This window comes from Streptomyces sp. NPDC045431 (genome assembly GCF_040646655.1).
Classification (GTDB): Bacteria; Actinomycetota; Actinomycetes; order Streptomycetales; family Streptomycetaceae; genus Streptomyces.
Window position 1 is genome coordinate 147,326 of the sequence record NZ_JBEZAQ010000001.1, and the last position, 16,597, is coordinate 163,922.

The window sequence follows — 16,597 nt, forward strand, 5'->3', positions numbered from 1 at the left end:
CGCACTGCCGCCGCCACCGTGTCCGGCTACCGCAGGCGCCGCAGCAGGCGCGGAGGTACCGCGCGTGCGGTAGTGGCCGCTGGTCCGCAGGGCCGACTCGCCCGTAGCCGGCGGAGGCTAGGGTGCGCGCATGAGTGCTGGTGAGCCCGGTGTCCGGGCCCGCGTAGGAGACTGGGGTATCGCCGTCGGCGTGGCGGCGGCGCTGCTGACGACCGGGCTCTCCGGCCTCACCGGGCCGGCCGGGCAGCGTTCCGCCGTGACCGTTGACGTACTCGGGTACGCCCTGCTGGCGGTCGGCGGGCTGGCCCTTGCCGTACGCCGCCGGGCACCGGTCGCCGTCCTGGCCGTCACCGGGCTGTGCGCGGCGGGCTACCAGGCGGCAGGCTTCGATGTGCCCGCCGTCGGGTACCTGTTCGCCGTATACGCGGCCGTGCGGGCAGGACACCGGACCGTCACGGTGGTGACCAGCGTGGCCTTGCTCGCCCTCCTCCCGCTCGCTGCCCTGGCCTCGGGCCTGCACGACACGGGCCAGGCGTTCGCGCAGGCCCGAGGCGCCCTCGAAATCGCCTGGCTCGTCGCGGCCGGCGCCGCGGGTGAGGCGCTGCGGCAGGCCGAGCGGCGGGCGGACGAGGCCGAGCGCACGCGGGAGGAGACCGCGCGGCGCCGCGCCGACGAGGAACGGCTGCGTATCGCGCGCGAGCTGCATGACTCGCTCACCCACCAGATCTCGGTCATCAAGGTGCAGGCCGAGGTCGCCGTACACGTGGCCCGCAGGCGCGGCGAGGACGTACCGCCCGCCCTGCTGGCAATCCAGGAAGCCGGACGCGAGGCGGCCAGGGAGTTGCGGGCGACTCTGGAGGCGCTGCGCGACGACGACACGGCCCCGCCGCGTGGGCTCGACGACGTAACGGAACTGGTGGAGCGGGCTCGTGCCATCGGCCTGGACGCGACGCTGACGATCGAGGGGCGACAGGACGGCGTGCGCGTGCCGACGGCGGTGGACCGGACCGTCTACCGGATCGTCCAGGAGTCGCTCACCAACATCGCCCGTCACGCGGACGCCGCCACGGCGTCGGTGCGGATCGACTGCCGACCGGACACCCTCGCCATACGCGTCGATGACGACGGCCGAGCGACACCGGACACCGCCCCCACCCCCGGTCTCGGCCTGCTCGGCATGCGGGAACGCGTCACCGCCCTCGGCGGCCGCCTGCGCGCGGAACCACGCGGCGACGGCGGCTTCACCGTCCAGGCCGAACTCCCCGTGGAGAAGACGTCATGATCCGAGTCCTCCTCATCGACGACCAGCCGCTCATCCGCAGCGGCTTCCGCGCACTCCTCGACCTCGAGGACGACATCGAGGTGGTGGCCGAGGCCGCCGACGGGCGGGAGGGTGTGGAGCTGGCCGGGAAGCACCTGCCTGACGTCGCGCTCATCGACATCCGGATGCCGGTCGTCGACGGCATCGAGGCGACCCGGCGCATCGCCGCCGACCCGGCTCTCTCCCAGGTGCACGTCGTCATCCTGACCAACTACGGCCTGGACGAATACGTCTTCGACGCACTGCGCGCCGGCGCCGCCGGGTTCCTCGTCAAGGACGTCCTGCCGGAGGACTTTCTGCACGCCGTCCGTGTCGCGGCGCGCGGCGACGCCCTGCTGGCCCCGTCCATCACGCGCAAGCTCATCAACCGGTACGTCACCCAGCCGCACCCCGCCAACACCGTGCGGGGCCTGGAAGAGCTGACCGGCCGGGAGCGGGAGGCCGTCGCCCTGGTCGCGCAGGGCCTGTCCAACGACGAGATCGCGGGCCGCATGGTGATCAGCCCCATGACGGCGAAAACCCACATCAACCGCGCCATGGCCAAGCTCCACGCCCGTGACCGGGCCCAGCTCGTGGTCGTCGCCTACGAAACCGGCCTGGTGGCGCCGCGCGGCTCCTGAGACCGTCACGCGTGCCGGACGGCCTCGCCCGCCTCCTCCGGTACGCCGAAGGCCCCGGCCGCGGTCCTGGGGAAGGACCGAGGCCGGGGCCTTCGGATCACGATGCTGGGTCCGTACCCGCGTGGCGAACGCAGGCCGCGTACGGTCCCGGGGTGCCGGTCGGGAGCGGATGAGAGGGCCCGCTTGGGTCCCTTCCGGCGGCTGATCCCGTGGGATCAGGGTGAATCAGGATGGATCAAGAGCAGAAAGCTCAGCCCTGGAGGGAGGCAACCTTGGCAGCCAGCGCCGACTTCTTGTTGGCGGCGGCGTTCTTGTGGATGACACCCTTCGAGACGGCCTTGTCGAGCTTGCGGGCGGCCTCGCGAGCGGCCACGGTGGCCTTCTCGACGTCACCCGCGGCAGCAGCCTCACGGGCCTTGCGGATCGCGGTCTTGAGCGACGACTTGACGGCCTTGTTGCGCAGGCGCGCCTTCTCGTTCGTCTTGTTCCGCTTGATCTGGGACTTGATGTTCGCCACGAAAGAGCCTTTTCAGGTTCGTAAGGATTTCTTAGAGGAGTGTCTCAACGCTGAGAGGGCTATGAGACACAGCTGCCCACGGTACCAGTCGCGCTGCGAGCGGCCCAAACCGAGCGCCCGCCCCCGTCCGTGGGACCATGGAACCTACGTATCGATCCGACGTCGACCCGAGCAGAGACGCCAGCGTCTCGAGAATCAGGACCCTGCGTGCCCGCGACCCCTACCCACGTGCCCGAGCCGAGCCGTACCGACCCGGCGCTGATCCGCAACTTCTGCATCATCGCGCACATCGACCACGGCAAGTCGACCCTTGCCGACCGGATGCTCCAGCTGACCGGTGTGGTCGAGCAGCGGCAGATGCGCGCTCAGTACCTCGACCGCATGGACATCGAGCGCGAGCGCGGCATCACGATCAAGTCCCAGGCTGTGCGTCTGCCGTGGGCCCCGACCACGGGCCCCGGTCAGGGCAGCACCCACATCCTCAACATGATCGACACCCCCGGCCACGTCGACTTCACGTACGAGGTGTCGCGGTCCCTGGCCGCCTGCGAGGGCACCGTCCTGCTCGTCGACGCCGCCCAGGGCATCGAGGCGCAGACCCTCGCCAACCTCTACCTGGCGATGGAGAACGACCTCACCATCGTCCCGGTGCTCAACAAGATCGACCTCCCGGCCGCCCAGCCGGAGAAGTTCGCCGAGGAGCTGGCGAACCTGGTCGGCTGCGAGCCCGACGACGTCCTGCGGGTGTCCGCCAAGACCGGTCTCGGCGTCGAGGCGCTGCTCGACCGCGTGGTCAAGGACGTCCCGGCGCCGGTCGGCGTCGCCGACGCCCCCGCCCGCGCGATGATCTTCGACTCGGTCTACGACTCGTACCGCGGCGTCGTGACGTACGTCCGTGTCATCGACGGACAGCTCAACAAGCGCGAGCGCATCCGCATGATGTCCACCAACGCGACCCACGAGCTGCTGGAGATCGGTACGAACTCGCCCGAGATGCTCCCGGCGGACGGGCTCGGCGTCGGCGAGGTCGGCTACCTGATCACGGGTGTGAAGGACGTCCGGCAGTCCAAGGTCGGTGACACCATCACCACCCTGCACAAGGGCGCCACCGAGGCCCTCGGCGGTTACAAGGACCCGAAGCCGATGGTCTTCTCGGGCCTGTATCCGCTGGACGGCTCCGACTACCCCGAGCTGCGCGACGCCCTCGACAAGCTGCAGCTCAACGACGCCGCGCTCGTCTACGAGCCGGAGACGTCCGCCGCGCTCGGCTTCGGCTTCCGCGTCGGCTTCCTGGGCCTGCTCCACCTCGACGTGATCCGCGAGCGGCTGGAGCGCGAGTTCGGCCTCGACCTCATCGCCACCGCGCCCAACGTGGTCTACCGCGTCCTCATGGAGGACGGCAGCGAGCACACGGTCACCAACCCGAGCGAGTTCCCCGAGGGCAAGATCAGCGAGGTGTACGAGCCGGTCGTACGCGCCACGATCCTCGCCCCCAGCGAGTTCATCGGCTCGATCATGGAGCTGTGCCAGACCCGCCGCGGCACCCTCCTCGGCATGGACTACCTCTCCGAGGACCGGGTCGAGATCCGCTACACCCTTCCCCTCGCCGAGATCGTCTTCGACTTCTTCGACCAGCTGAAGTCCAAGACGCGCGGGTACGCCTCCCTCGACTACGAGCCCACCGGCGAGCAGGCCTCCAGCCTCGTGAAGGTCGACATCCTGCTGCACGGCGACAAGGTCGACGCCTTCTCCGCCATCACGCACAAGGACGCGGCGTACGCGTACGGCGTCCGGCTCGTCGCCAAGCTGCGCGAGCTCATCCCGCGGCAGGCCTTCGAGGTGCCGATCCAGGCGGCCATCGGCTCCCGTGTCATCGCCCGCGAGACGATCCGCGCCATCCGCAAGGACGTCCTCGCCAAGTGCTACGGCGGTGACATCTCCCGTAAGCGGAAGCTGCTGGAGAAGCAGAAGGAAGGCAAGAAGCGGATGAAGATGGTCGGCTCCGTCGAGGTGCCGCAGGAGGCCTTCATCGCGGTGCTGTCGAGCGACGAGTCCGCGGGCGGCAAGACCAAGAAGTAGCCGGGAGCAGCGAAGAAGCAGCCCCGCGCGGGTACGTGCGCCAAAGCGCCCGTTCGGTTCACGGACGGGCGCTTTTGCGTGCCCACGGACCGCACAGGTACTGCACAGTCGTTATGAACCGGGTATCAAGCGCCTGGCCGTAGCCCCTTACATGGCGGACGACGGCGCTCTAACCTGATCCCGCCCGAGGGTTACTCGCCAGTTAAACAACCACCCCGTCGTGCAGCCCTGCCGCAAGCCGCCGCCCGGAGGACGCCGTGAGCGACACCAAGACCCTGATCGAGAACCGGCCGCCCTCCGTGGCGTCCCTCTTCCTTGAGCGCGTCGCGAAGACCCCGGACGCCGAGGCCTACCGCTACCCCGTCCCCGCGGCCTCCGGACAGGGCCCCGACGACTGGAAGTCGCTCAGCTGGCAGCAGGCCGCCGACCGCGTGTACGCCGTCGCCGCCGGCCTCGTCGACCTGGGCGTCCAGCCGGAGGAGCGCGTCGCGCTCGCCTCCGCCACCCGCGTCGAGTGGATCCTCGCCGACCTCGGCGTGATGTGCGCCGGCGCGGCCACGACCACCGTCTACCCGCAGACCAACGCCGACGAGTCCGCGTACATCCTCGCCGACTCCGACAGCCGCGTGCTGATCGCCGAGGACGCCGCCCAGCTCGCCAAGGCCCGCGCCAAGCGCGCCGACCTGCCCCACCTCGCCCACGTCGTCGTCATCGACGCCGGCGCGGTGGAGGCGGACGAGGCCGACCCGGAGGGTTGGGTCCTCTCCCTCGCCGAGCTCGAAGAGCGCGGCAGGGCGTACCTCGCCAAGCACCCGGACGCCGTCAAGGAGCGGGTCTCCGCGATCACCGCCGACCAGCTCGCCACCCTCATCTACACCTCCGGCACCACCGGCCGCCCCAAGGGCGTACGGCTGCCGCACGACAACTGGTCGTACATGGCCAAGGCCATCGCCGCGACCGGCCTCATCACGGCGGACGACGTGCAGTACCTGTGGCTGCCGCTCGCGCACGTCTTCGGCAAGGTGCTGACCTCCGGCCAGATCGAGGTCGGGCACGTCACCGCCGTCGACGGCCGCGTCGACAAGATCATCGAGAACCTGCCGGTCGTCCAGCCCACCTACATGGCCGCCGTGCCCCGCATCTTCGAGAAGGTCTACAACGGGGTCGTGGCCAAGGCGCGGGCGGGTGGCGGCGCCAAGTACAAGATCTTCACGTGGGCGGCCGGGGTCGCGCGCGAGTACGCCAAGGTCACCCAGGACAACTTCCGCCGCACCGGCACGGCGAGCGCCCCCTTCGGCCTCACCGCCAAGCACAAGGTCGCCGACGCGCTCGTCTACTCCAAGCTCCGCGACGCCTTCGGCGGCCGGCTGCGCGCCGCCATCTCCGGCTCGGCCGCCCTCGCGCCCGAGATCGGCTACTTCTTCTCCGGCGCCGGCGTCCACATCCTGGAGGGGTACGGCCTGACGGAGTCCAGCGCGGCCAGCTTCGTCAACCCCGGCGAGGCGTACCGCACCGGTACGGTCGGCAAGCCGCTGCCCGGCACCGAGGTCCGCATCGCCGACGACGGCGAGATCCTGCTGCGCGGCCCCGGCATCATGGCGGGTTACCACGGGCTGCCGGAGAAGACCGCGGAGGTGCTGGAGCCCGACGGCTGGCTGCACACCGGGGACATCGGCGAACTGTCGGTCGACGGCTACCTGCGCATCACCGACCGCAAGAAGGACCTCATCAAGACGTCCGGCGGCAAGTACATCGCGCCCGCCGAGGTGGAGGGCCAGTTCAAGGCGGTCTGCCCGTACGTCTCGAACATCCTCGTCCACGGCGCCGACCGGAACTACTGCACGGCGCTGATCGCCCTCGACGAGCCCGCCCTCCTCGGCTGGGCCGAGGAGCACGGCCTGAGCGGCACGTCGTACGCCGACCTCGTGGCCAGGCCCGAGGTGAACCAGCTCGTGCAGGGGTACGTGGACCGGCTCAACGACGGGCTGCAGCGCTGGCAGACCATCAAGAAGTTCCGGCTGCTCCCTCGCGACCTGGACATCGAGCACGGCGAGCTCACGCCGAGCCTCAAGCTGAAGCGGCCGGTCGTGGAGCGCGAGTACAAGCACCTGATCGAGGAGATGTACGAGGGCGCCAGGGAGGCGTGAGCGGCTGCCGGGCTCACCGGCCGGCCCGTCCGTTCGCCCCGCCCCGCTGGCCCGGGCCCGCTCCGGCGGGCGCGGGCTACGGCCGAGGCGTGACTCGCGTGACCGGCGGGGCAGACGTGACTTCGGTGACTTCGGTGACTTCGGTGATTCCGGTGACACCGGTCACCGGAGTGACCGGTGTGAACGTCCCCCGCCGCCGCTCGATCGCCGCCGCGGCCCGCAGGCACAGGTCCTCCCGGTACATCCCGCCGATGATCTGCACGCCCTGCGGCAGCCCGTCGGCGACGCCCACGGGCACCGTCACCGACGGCGTACCGACGAACGTGTTCGCCCTGCACAACCGGAGCGCCGCCATCGTGCGGGCGTTGTCCTCCACGGTGCCGTGCATGGTGTCGGGGAAGGGCGCCGGCTCGGTCGACACCGGCCCCAGCACGAGCGGGAACCGCTCGAAGAGCCGGGCCCAGTCGCGCTGGACGCCCAGGCGGACACCGGTGAGCCGGAGGTACTCCGCGAGGTCGACGGGCGGGTGCTCCTGGAGGGTGTACTCCACATGCCGCCGGCTGTCCTCGGTGAGCAGGTCCCGCACCGCCGGCCACATCAGGGCGAACTCCGTGAAGATCAGCCCGTGGTAGGCGTCGACGGCCTCGTCCAGCCTCGGCACCTCGACCTCCTCCAGTGCGTACCCTGCGTCCTCCAGCGCCGCGGCCGCCGCCTCCACCCCGGCCCGCACGTGCGGGTGGACGCCGCTCCCGCCCGGGTCGGTGACGACGCCGACCCGGACCGGGCGGCCGGGCGCGAGGGGCGGCCCGTCGAGCGGGACCGGCGCCGCGCGCGGGTCCTGCGGATCGGCGCCCGCGAGGACCTCGTACACCAGCCGCAGGTCCGCGACCGAGCGCGCGAGCGGGGCGTCGACGGGGAACAGCTGGGAGGACAGCGTCGGGTCCTGCGGACCGATCCGGTGGTCGAGCGCGAACCTGCCGTACGAGGGCTTCAGCGCGGCCACGCCGTTGAACGCCGCCGGAACGCAGATCGACCCGCCCGAGTCGTTGCCGAGCCCGAGCGGCGCCATGCCCGTGGCGACCGCGACCCCGTCACCTCCGCTGGTTCCCCCGGGTGTCCGGGCCGGGTCCCAGGGGTTGCGGGTGGCGCCGTACAGCGTGCTGACGGTGTGCATGCCGGCGATGGTCATGTCGGGCAGGTTGGTCCGGCCGACGGGTATCGCCCCGGCCCGGCGCAGCCGGCGCACCGGCGGCGCGTCCTCGGCGGGTACGAGACCGCGGAACCGGGGCACGCCGAAGGTCGTGGCCGAACCGGCGACGTGGATGTTCTCCTTCACCGTGAACGGCACGCCGGCCAGCGGGCCGAGCGGCTCACCCGCGGCCCGGCGGCGGTCGGTGTCCCGAGCCGCGGCGCGGGCGCCGGTGGCGAGGACCTGGGTGACCGCGTTCACCTCGGGGTTGGCCGCGTCGATACGTGCGAGATGGGCCTCGACGACGTCCACGGCGGGGACCTCGCCGCCCGCGACGGCATCCGCCAACGCGGAGGCGTTCCAGTGCCACAGTTCCTGATCCATGCGACGGCTCCTCGGCTGCTCACAGAGATACAATCCCGTATACGGATACAGGTCTGTATGTGAAGAGCGCCATCGGGTTTTCCCGCCCCTCGCGAAGGGCGAGCGGTGACGGGTGACGGGCGACGGGTGGCCGACGGCGGAGGGCAGGTCACGGCATGGCACCCCCCAAGCGACGCCTGACGCGCGAGGAGACCAGGAAGCAGACGCGGGATCGACTGCTGGAGGCCGCGGCCGAGCTGTTCACCGAACGCGGCGTCAACGGCACGTCCGTCGAGCAGATCGCCGAACGAGCCGGCTTCAGCCGCGGCGCGTTCTACGGCAATTTCGGCGACAAGAACGAGCTCGTACGCGAACTGCTCCTGCGCCGCACCCAGGCCGAACTGCGCGAGGTGCAGGCCATGGCCGCCGACGCCGCCTCCTTCGCCGAGGTGCTGGACCGGCTCCGCGCCTGGAACAGGGCCCGCGCCGAACACCTCCCCTCCTGGCTGACACTCCGCCTGGAGCTTCTCCTCCACGCGGTGCGCAACCCCGACCTCCGCCGGCCCCTCGCCGAGCGCGAAGAGCTCGCCCGGGGCGCCATCGGGGAAGGCATCCGGCAGGAACTGGTCCGGCGCGGCGTCGCCACCCCGCCCGCGGACCCGGCCTCGCTCGCCCTGATCGTCCACGCCCTGGAGGACGGCCTGCTGATCCAGCGGCTCCTGACCCCCGACCGGATCAGCGCCGAGGTGGTCGTCGACGCGGTGGAACTCCTCATCGACGCGTGGGCCGCCCTCGGCACCGCCCCGGAGTAGCGCTCGAAGTAGCGCTCCCGAAAGGTCGCCGGACAGCTCGCCGGACAGGTCGCCTCCCGAGCCGGGGGCCGCTTTTCGTGTCCTTCCCACGCCCACTTCGATGACTCGGCGCTTATGGGCGAGCTCGATCTGTCACTCTGTCGGTGTCCGAACCGGGAGCCGACGAGGAGAGCACGTGGGGTCCTTTCCAGCACAGCGGTCACAGCGGCCGCAGGCGCTCCAGCCCATGGATGCACTCGAGCCCAAGGACGCACTCGAGCCCATGGACCCGCCCATGGATCCGCTCCAGCCCATGGATGCCATGGCCTCCATGGCCTCGATGGCGTGCGCGGAGTCGCAGGACCATCTGCCACCCCGGCAGCCGCCACCCCACCACTCCGTGGCCCGCACCAGCCTGCCCGGCAACCCGCTCGCCCCCGGCGCCGCACGCCGCTTCGTACGGGCCGCGCTCGCCGACTGGACCGGCCTGGCGCTGCCCGCCACCGCCGCGATCACCGACCGCGTCGCGGACGACGCCGTGCTCGTCGTCGCCGAACTCGTCACGAACGCCGTCGTCCACGCGGGCACCACCGTCGAGCTCCTCTTCCGGCTGGAGGAGCCCGACGCCGACCAGCCCGCCGCCCTGGTCCTCGAAGTCTCCGACCACCACCCCGCCCGCACCGTCCGCAACGAACACCCCGCCCACGAGGAGGGCGGACCCGAGGAGTACGGTCGCGGGCTCCAGCTCGTCGCCGCCCTCGCCGAGTGCTGGGGCATCACCTACCGCCCCGGCCTCAAGACCGTCTGGGCCCGCCTCCCCCTCGACGGCTGGAACACCTGCCCCGTGCCCGGCCCCGAGCCGGCCATCCAGCGCGGCCTGCGCGCCGCCGAGATCCTCGCCCCCGCGCCCCGCCGCGCCGTCCGCGACGACCAGGAGTGGATCGGCAGCGGCGCGCTCACCTTCCTCGCCGAGGCGTCCGACCTCCTCGCGGGCCAGCTCGACGAGGACCTCGTCGCCGCGCTCGCCGGTCAGCTGCTGGTACCGCGGCTCGCGGACTGGTGCGCCTTCTGGCTGGAGGGCGACGGCGGCGAGGGCGGCGCGGCCGCCGTGCCCCGCCTCGCGCGCGTCTGGCACGCCGACGAGTCCGCCATCGAGCCGCTGCGCGCGGTCCTCCAGATGGAGCCGCCGAAGCTTCCCGGCCCCGCCCACACCGCCCCCGTGCCCGTCCCGTGGCCCGACCCGTCGGGCGACGGCCACGGCACCGCGCTCGCCCTGTGCCTCGTGGTGGGCGGCCGCGGGCTCGGCACCCTGATGATCGGGCGGCGCGGCACCAGCCGCATCCCGGACGCGGTCACCGCCCTCATCGAGGACTTCGCGCGCCGCGTGGCGCTCGCCATCGGCGCCGCCCGCCGGTACACGCGCCAGGCCACCATCAGCCGCGTCCTCCAGCGCGGACTGCTGCCCAGCAAGGTCGCCCAGATCCCGGGCGTCGCCAGCCACGTCGTGTACGAGCCCAGCGACGACGGGCTCGCGGGCGGCGACTTCTACGACGTCTTCCAGGCGGCGGGTCGCTGGTGCTTCATGCTCGGTGACGTCCAGGGCAGCGGCCCGGAGGCCGCCGTCGTCACCGGCCTGGCCCGCCCCTGGCTGCGGCTCCTCGCTCGCGAGGGCCACCGCGTCGGCGAGGTCCTCGACCGGCTCAACCGGCTCCTCCTCGACGACGCCACCGAAGCCGCCGAGGCCGCCGCGCTGGTCGTCGCCGCCGCCGGGGGCCCCGACGCCCAGCCGGTCAGCCCCACCCAGTCGCGGTTCCTGTCCCTCCTGTACGGCGAGCTCGCGCCGCTCTCGCCGGAGGAGGGCGGCGGCGCCCGCTGCACCCTCGCCTGCGCCGGGCACCCGCTCCCGCTGCTCCTGCGCCCCGACGGCACCGTGTCGCCCGTCGCCGTGCCGCAGGTGCTCCTCGGCGTCATCGACGACGTCGCGTACGAGACCCACACCTTCCACCTCGCGCCCGGCGACACCCTGCTGTGCGTCACCGACGGCGTCACCGAGCGGCGCTCCCGCGCCGGCCGGATGTTCGACGACGAGGACGGCCTCGCCCGGACGCTCGCCGGCTGCGCCGGGCTCACCGCCCAGGGCGTCGCCGACCGGATCCGGCAGGCCGTGCACACGTTCGGCGAGGGGCCGGTCTCCGACGACCTCGCCCTCCTCGTCCTCCAGGCCGGGGAACCACGCGAGTGACGGACAATGGGCGGTATGCCTTCCGTACTGCCCGATGGCGAGCCCATGCCCGAGGACGGGGCGCTGCCCGCGTCCGCCCTGCTCGGGGCCGGTGAGCGGCCGCTCGGGTTCTATCTGCACGTGCCCTACTGCGCGACCCGCTGCGGCTACTGCGACTTCAACACGTACACCGCCACCGAGCTGCGCGGCTCCGGCGGCGTGCTCGCCTCGCGCGACAACTACGCCGAGACCCTCGTCGACGAGGTGCGCCTCGCGCGGAAGGTGCTGGGCGACGACCCCCGCCCCGTGCGGACCGTCTTCGTCGGCGGCGGTACGCCGACCCTGCTCGCCGCCGCCGACCTCGTCCGCATGCTGGGCGCCATCCGCGACGAGTTCGGGCTCGCGGACGACGCCGAGATCACGACTGAGGCCAACCCGGAGTCCGTCGGCCCCGCGTACCTCGCGGAGCTGCGGGAGGGCGGCTTCAACCGGATCTCCTTCGGCATGCAGAGCGCCCGGCAGCACGTCCTGAAGGTGCTCGACCGCACGCACACCCCCGGGCGGCCCGAGGCGTGCGTCGCGGAGGCGCGGGCGGCGGGCTTCGACCACGTCAACCTCGACCTGATCTACGGCACGCCCGGTGAGAGCGACGACGACTGGCGCGCCTCCCTCGACGCGGCGATCGGCGCGGGCCCCGACCACGTCTCGGCGTACGCCCTGATCGTGGAGGAGGGTACGCAGCTGGCGCGGCGCATCCGGCGCGGCGAGGTGCCGATGACCGACGACGACGTCCACGCCGACCGGTACCTGATCGCGGAGGACGTCCTGTCCGGGGCCGGGTTCGCGTGGTACGAGGTGTCGAACTGGGCCACCTCGCCGGCCGGGCGGTGCCTGCACAACGAGCTGTACTGGCGTGGCGCCGACTGGTGGGGCGCGGGCCCCGGTGCGCACAGCCACGTCGGCGGCGTGCGCTGGTGGAACGTCAAGCACCCGGGCGCGTACGCCGCCGCCCTGGCCGCCGGCCGCTCGCCGGGCGCGGGCCGCGAGCTCCTCTCGGAGGAGGACCGTCGGGTCGAGCGGGTGCTGCTGGAGCTGCGGCTCCGCGAGGGCTGCGGCCTGGAGCTCCTCAAGCCCGCGGGCCTGCTCGCCGCCGAGCGCGCGGTAAGGGACGGTCTCCTGGACCCCGGTCCTTACGCCGAGGGGCGTGCCGTACTGACGCTGCGCGGACGGCTGCTGGCGGACGCGGTGGTGCGGGACCTGGTGGACTGAGCCCCCGGGGAGAGCCGCGGCGGCCCTACGGCGCCGTGACGAAGTCGATCAGCTCCTCCACCCGCCCCAGCAGCTCCGGCTCCAGGTCCTTCCAGTCCCGCACCCGGGACAGGATGTGCCGCCACGCCGCTCCCGTGTTCTCCGGCCACCCCAGGGCGCGGCACACGCCCGTCTTCCAGTCCTGGCCCCGCGGGACAGCGGGCCACGCCGGGATGCCCACCGCCGACGGCTTCACGGCCTCCCAGATGTCGATGTACGGGTGCCCCACGACCAGCGTGTGGGCGTCCGTGACCTGTGCCGCGATGCGTGACTCCTTGGAGCCCGGCACCAGGTGGTCCACCAGGACCCCGAGGCGGGCGTCCGGGCCGGGCGCGAAGTCGCGGACGATCGCGGGCAGGTCGTCGACGCCCTCCAGGTACTCGACGACCACGCCCTCGACGCGGAGGTCGTCGCCCCACACCCGCTCCACGAGCTCCGCGTCGTGGCGGCCCTCCACATAGATGCGCCCCGCGCGGGCCACCCGCGCGCGTGCGCCGGGGACGGCGATCGAACCCGAGGCGGTACGGGTGGGCCGTACCGGAGCGGCGGAGGACGGGCGGACCAGGGTGACCGGGCGGCCCTCCAGCAGGAACCCGCGCGGGGCCAGCGGGAACACCCGGTGCTTGCCGAACCGGTCCTCCAGGGTCACCGTCCCCGCCTCGCAGCGGATCACCGCCCCGCAGAAACCGGTCCCCACCTCCTCCACCACCAGATCCGGCTCGGCGGGCACCTCCGGCACCGGGGCCGGCGGCCGCTTCCACGAGGGCGTCAGATCAGGGTCGTAACTGCGCATTCGGCAGACGCTACGACACCCCGAACCGCCGGGCCAGCTCATCGCGTTGGGCGCGTACGAAGGCGGCGTCGACCACCGCGCCGTGCCCCGGCACGTACAGCGCGTCCTCCCCGCCCAGCTCCAGGAGCCGGTCCAGCGCGGCCGGCCAGCGCGACGGGATCGCGTCCCGGCCCGCCTGGGGGTCGCCCGACTCCTCCACCAGGTCCCCGCAGAAGACGACCTCCGGGGCGCCGGGCACCAGCAGCACCAGGTCGTGGCCGGTGTGACCCGGCCCCACGTTGGCCAGCAGCACCTGCCGCCCACCCAGGTCGAGCGTCCACTCGCCGGTCACCAGGTGGTGCGGCCTGACCAGCACGTCCACCGCCTCGACGGCCTCCGCGGCGGCCACCCCGTGCCGGACCGCGTCCGCCCGCAGATCGTCCCGCTCACGGGCCAGCAGCGTGTCGACGCCGACCGCGCCGAACACCTCCGCCCCCGCGAACGCCGCCGTACCCAGCACATGATCGAAATGGGGGTGGCTGAGTGCGATATGCGTCACCCTCCGCCCCTCGCCGAGCAGCTTCTGCGCCTGCCCCCGGATCTCCGCCCCCTCGCGGAGCGTGGCCCCCGTGTCGAAGAGCAGAGCCGCGTCCTCACCGGCCACCAGGGCGGTGGTGGCGTCCCAGACGGGCAGCCGCCGACGGCCCACACCGTCGGCGAGCCGCTCCCATCCGAAGTCCTCCCAGCTGACGTCCATACCGTGACGCTAGCGCGGTAGCGTGGCCGCCGCCCTTGCTAGGGGCGTACCCCGGCGCCGTACACTGGCCGGGTGATACCTGGCACTCGGACCCGTCGAGTGCCAATGGACACCGAGTAACCGAAGCCAGCTGGAGGTGCGCGCGATGCTCAGCGAACGCAGACTCGAGGTGCTGCGCGCCATCGTCCAGGACTACGTCGGCACCGAGGAGCCCGTCGGCTCCAAGGCGCTCACGGAGCGCCACAACCTCGGCGTCTCGCCGGCCACCGTGCGCAACGACATGGCGGTGCTGGAGGAGGAGGGCTTCATCGCCCAGCCCCACACCAGCGCGGGCCGCATCCCCACGGACAAGGGCTACCGGCTCTTCGTGGACAAGCTCGCGGGCGTCAAGCCGCTGTCGACTCCCGAGCGCCGCGCGATCCAGAACTTCCTGGACGGCGCGGTGGACCTGGACGACGTCGTCGGCCGTACGGTGCGGCTGCTGGCGCAGCTGACCCGGCAGGTCGCGGTCGTCCAGTACCCGTCCCTCACGCGCTCCACCGTGCGACACGTGGAGCTGCTGTCGCTGGCCCCGGCCCGGTTGATGCTGGTGCTGATCACGGACACGGGCCGGGTGGAGCAGCGCATGGTGGACTGCCCCGCGCCGTTCGGCGAGCAGTCCGTGGCCGACCTGCGGGCGCGGCTGAACAGCCGTGTCGTGGGGCGGCGCTTCACCGATGTGCCGCAGCTGGTGCAGGACCTCCCCGAGTCGTTCGAGACGGAGGACCGCGGGACCGTCTCCACGGTGCTGGCCACGCTGCTGGAGACGCTGGTGGAGGAGACCGAGGAGCGGCTGATGATCGGCGGCACCGCCAATCTGACGCGCTTCGGGCACGACTTCCCGCTGACGATCCGGCCGGTGCTGGAGGCGCTGGAGGAGCAGGTGGTGCTCCTGAAGCTGCTCGGCGAGGCCAAGGACTCGGCGATGACCGTACGCATCGGGCACGAGAACGCCCATGAGGGGCTGAACTCCACGTCCGTCGTCGCGGTCGGCTACGGTTCGGGCGACGAGGCAGTCGCCAAACTCGGCGTGGTCGGACCGACCCGCATGGACTACCCCGGAACGATGGGAGCGGTACGCGCAGTGGCACGTTACGTCGGACAGATCCTGGCGGAGTCGTAGTGGCCACGGACTATTACGCCGTACTCGGCGTACGCCGCGACGCGTCCCAGGACGAGATCAAGAAGGCGTTCCGGCGGCTCGCGCGCGAGCTGCACCCGGACGTCAATCCCGATCCGAAGACGCAGGAGCGGTTCAAGGAGATCAACGCCGCCTACGAGGTGCTGTCGGACCCGCAGAAGAAGCAGGTCTACGACCTCGGCGGCGACCCCCTGTCCGCCTCCGGCGGCGCGGGAGCGGGCGCAGGCTTCGGCGCCGGCGGCTTCGGCAACTTCTCCGACATCATGGACGCCTTCTTCGGTACGGCGTCCCAGCGCGGCCCGCGTTCGCGGACCCGGCGCGGCCAGGACGCGATGATCCGGCTGGAGGTGGACCTCAACGAGGCCGCCTTCGGTACGACGAAGGACATCCAGGTCGACACCGCCGTCGTCTGTACGACGTGTTCCGGTGAGGGCGCCGCGCCCGGTACGTCGGCGCAGACCTGTGACATGTGCCGCGGCCGCGGCGAGGTCTCCCAGGTGACCCGGTCCTTCCTGGGCCAGGTCATGACGTCCCGCCCCTGCCCCCAGTGCCAGGGCTTCGGCACCGTGGTGCCGACGCCGTGCCCGGAGTGCGCCGGCGACGGGCGCGTACGGTCCCGTCGTACGCTCACGGTCAAGATCCCGGCCGGTGTCGACAACGGCACCCGCATCCAGCTGGCCGGCGAGGGAGAGGTCGGCCCGGGCGGCGGCCCCGCCGGCGACCTGTACGTCGAGATCCACGAGCTGCCGCACGCCGTCTTCCAGCGGCGCGGGGACGACCTGCACTGCACGGTGACCATCCCGATGACGGCGGCCGCGCTGGGCACGAAGTGCCCGCTGGAGACGCTGGACGGGATGGAGGAGGTCGACATCCGGCCCGGTACGCAGTCGGGTCAGTCGATCCCGCTGCACGGGCGGGGCGTCACCCACCTGCGGGGCGGCGGACGCGGCGACCTCATCGTGCACGTCGAGGTCCAGACGCCGTCGAAGCTCGACGCCGAGCAGGAGCGGCTGCTGCGTGAGCTGGCGAAGCTGCGGGGCGAGGAGCGGCCGACGGGTCAGTTCCAGCCGGGGCAGCAGGGGCTCTTCTCGCGCCTGAAGGACGCGTTCAACGGACGCTAGCCGTCGGTGATCCGCGGGTGGATCCAGCGGTGATCGATGCTGACCGGTGCTGACCGGGGGCCTGCGCCCCCGGTCGGCTGCGTTCCGGGCCCCGGTGGTCCGGGCGCCTTCCGGGGGGTGTTCCGGGGCGTTCCGGAGGGGGCGAGCCCCCGGGAGGCACCCCAGCGGACCAGGGGGCGGAACCGGGGGCGGGCGGGATTCGGAGGCGGAC

13 protein-coding genes are annotated in these 16,597 nt (G+C 72.4%); 9 read left to right on the plus strand and 4 right to left on the minus strand.

Annotated elements, in window-relative coordinates:
- Positions 1-130 precede the first annotated feature (130 nt).
- Positions 131-1,282 (plus strand): sensor histidine kinase, encoded by a 1,152-nt coding sequence (locus tag AB0A69_RS00575; protein WP_361413623.1) that lies wholly within the window; start codon positions 131-133, stop codon positions 1,280-1,282.
- Positions 1,279-1,941, plus strand: a complete 663-nt coding sequence (locus tag AB0A69_RS00580) for a response regulator transcription factor (protein WP_361413626.1) — start codon at positions 1,279-1,281, stop codon at positions 1,939-1,941. Before AB0A69_RS00575 ends, AB0A69_RS00580 begins: the two co-directional genes overlap by 4 nt.
- Before the next feature lie 250 nt (positions 1,942-2,191).
- Here AB0A69_RS00580 and rpsT read toward each other — a convergent pair whose 3' ends face one another.
- A complete protein-coding gene (rpsT, locus tag AB0A69_RS00585; RefSeq protein ID WP_355355943.1) occupies positions 2,192-2,458 on the minus strand; it encodes a 30S ribosomal protein S20 in 267 nt (88 codons plus the stop codon).
- A gap of 207 nt (positions 2,459-2,665) precedes the next feature.
- Between rpsT and lepA the strand changes: the two genes are divergently transcribed.
- Both lepA and AB0A69_RS00595 read left to right on the plus strand, forming a co-directional pair.
- The gene (gene lepA / locus AB0A69_RS00590; RefSeq protein WP_361413629.1) at positions 2,666-4,537 is read left to right on the plus strand and encodes a translation elongation factor 4; all 1,872 of its coding nucleotides are present in this window, start codon (positions 2,666-2,668) and stop codon (positions 4,535-4,537) included.
- Positions 4,538-4,794: 257 nt separating this feature from the next.
- Complete coding sequence (locus tag AB0A69_RS00595) at positions 4,795-6,684, plus strand: long-chain fatty acid--CoA ligase (protein ID WP_361413632.1); 1,890 nt, start codon at positions 4,795-4,797, stop codon at positions 6,682-6,684.
- Positions 6,685-6,760: 76 nt separating this feature from the next.
- Here AB0A69_RS00595 and AB0A69_RS00600 read toward each other — a convergent pair whose 3' ends face one another.
- A complete protein-coding gene (locus AB0A69_RS00600; RefSeq protein ID WP_361413635.1) occupies positions 6,761-8,257 on the minus strand; it encodes an amidase in 1,497 nt (498 codons plus the stop codon).
- Positions 8,258-8,412: 155 nt separating this feature from the next.
- Here AB0A69_RS00600 and AB0A69_RS00605 point away from each other — a divergent pair, with 155 nt between their 5' ends.
- The 3 genes from AB0A69_RS00605 (at position 8,413) to hemW (ending at position 12,517) form a co-directional block, all read left to right on the plus strand.
- Positions 8,413-9,048 carry a TetR/AcrR family transcriptional regulator gene (locus AB0A69_RS00605; protein WP_361413637.1) on the plus strand — a complete coding sequence of 212 codons (636 nt, stop codon included), beginning with the start codon at positions 8,413-8,415 and terminating at the stop codon, positions 9,046-9,048.
- A 319-nt stretch (positions 9,049-9,367) separates the two neighbouring features.
- On the plus strand, positions 9,368-11,269 hold the full coding sequence (locus tag AB0A69_RS00610) for an ATP-binding SpoIIE family protein phosphatase (RefSeq protein ID WP_361415120.1): 1,902 nt from the start codon (positions 9,368-9,370) through the stop codon (positions 11,267-11,269).
- A 15-nt stretch (positions 11,270-11,284) separates the two neighbouring features.
- Positions 11,285-12,517, plus strand: a complete 1,233-nt coding sequence (gene hemW / locus AB0A69_RS00615) for a radical SAM family heme chaperone HemW (RefSeq protein ID WP_361413639.1) — start codon at positions 11,285-11,287, stop codon at positions 12,515-12,517.
- Between the two features lie 25 nt (positions 12,518-12,542).
- On the opposite strand, the gene AB0A69_RS00620 is transcribed toward hemW, so the two are convergent.
- Positions 12,543-13,349, minus strand: a complete 807-nt coding sequence (locus AB0A69_RS00620) for a DUF3097 domain-containing protein (RefSeq protein ID WP_361413642.1) — start codon at positions 13,347-13,349, stop codon at positions 12,543-12,545.
- Positions 13,350-13,359: 10 nt separating this feature from the next.
- Positions 13,360-14,085, minus strand: a complete 726-nt coding sequence (locus AB0A69_RS00625; protein ID WP_361413644.1) for an MBL fold metallo-hydrolase — start codon at positions 14,083-14,085, stop codon at positions 13,360-13,362.
- A 145-nt stretch (positions 14,086-14,230) separates the two neighbouring features.
- Between AB0A69_RS00625 and hrcA the strand changes: the two genes are divergently transcribed.
- Positions 14,231-15,247 carry a heat-inducible transcriptional repressor HrcA gene (gene hrcA / locus AB0A69_RS00630; protein WP_361413647.1) on the plus strand — a complete coding sequence of 339 codons (1,017 nt, stop codon included), beginning with the start codon at positions 14,231-14,233 and terminating at the stop codon, positions 15,245-15,247.
- Positions 15,247-16,386 (plus strand): molecular chaperone DnaJ, encoded by a 1,140-nt coding sequence (gene dnaJ, locus AB0A69_RS00635; protein ID WP_361413650.1) that lies wholly within the window; start codon positions 15,247-15,249, stop codon positions 16,384-16,386. The genes hrcA and dnaJ overlap by 1 nt, the downstream gene beginning before the upstream one ends.
- Positions 16,387-16,597 lie beyond the last annotated feature (211 nt).

Bases quoted from the DNA above. Each gene is read 5' to 3' on its own strand.
- AB0A69_RS00625 (WP_361413644.1), bottom strand. From the start codon at position 14,085: ATGGACGTCAGCTGGGAGGACTTCGGATGGGAGCGGCTCGCCGACGGT.
- hemW (WP_361413639.1), top strand. From the start codon at position 11,285: ATGCCTTCCGTACTGCCCGATGGCGAGCCCATGCCCGAGGACGGGGCG.
- AB0A69_RS00600 (WP_361413635.1), bottom strand. From the start codon at position 8,257: ATGGATCAGGAACTGTGGCACTGGAACGCCTCCGCGTTGGCGGATGCC.
- AB0A69_RS00620 (WP_361413642.1), bottom strand. From the start codon at position 13,349: ATGCGCAGTTACGACCCTGATCTGACGCCCTCGTGGAAGCGGCCGCCG.
- hrcA (WP_361413647.1), top strand. From the start codon at position 14,231: ATGCTCAGCGAACGCAGACTCGAGGTGCTGCGCGCCATCGTCCAGGAC.
- AB0A69_RS00605 (WP_361413637.1), top strand. From the start codon at position 8,413: ATGGCACCCCCCAAGCGACGCCTGACGCGCGAGGAGACCAGGAAGCAG.
- AB0A69_RS00610 (WP_361415120.1), top strand. From the start codon at position 9,368: ATGGCGTGCGCGGAGTCGCAGGACCATCTGCCACCCCGGCAGCCGCCA.
- AB0A69_RS00575 (WP_361413623.1), top strand. From the start codon at position 131: ATGAGTGCTGGTGAGCCCGGTGTCCGGGCCCGCGTAGGAGACTGGGGT.
- AB0A69_RS00580 (WP_361413626.1), top strand. From the start codon at position 1,279: ATGATCCGAGTCCTCCTCATCGACGACCAGCCGCTCATCCGCAGCGGC.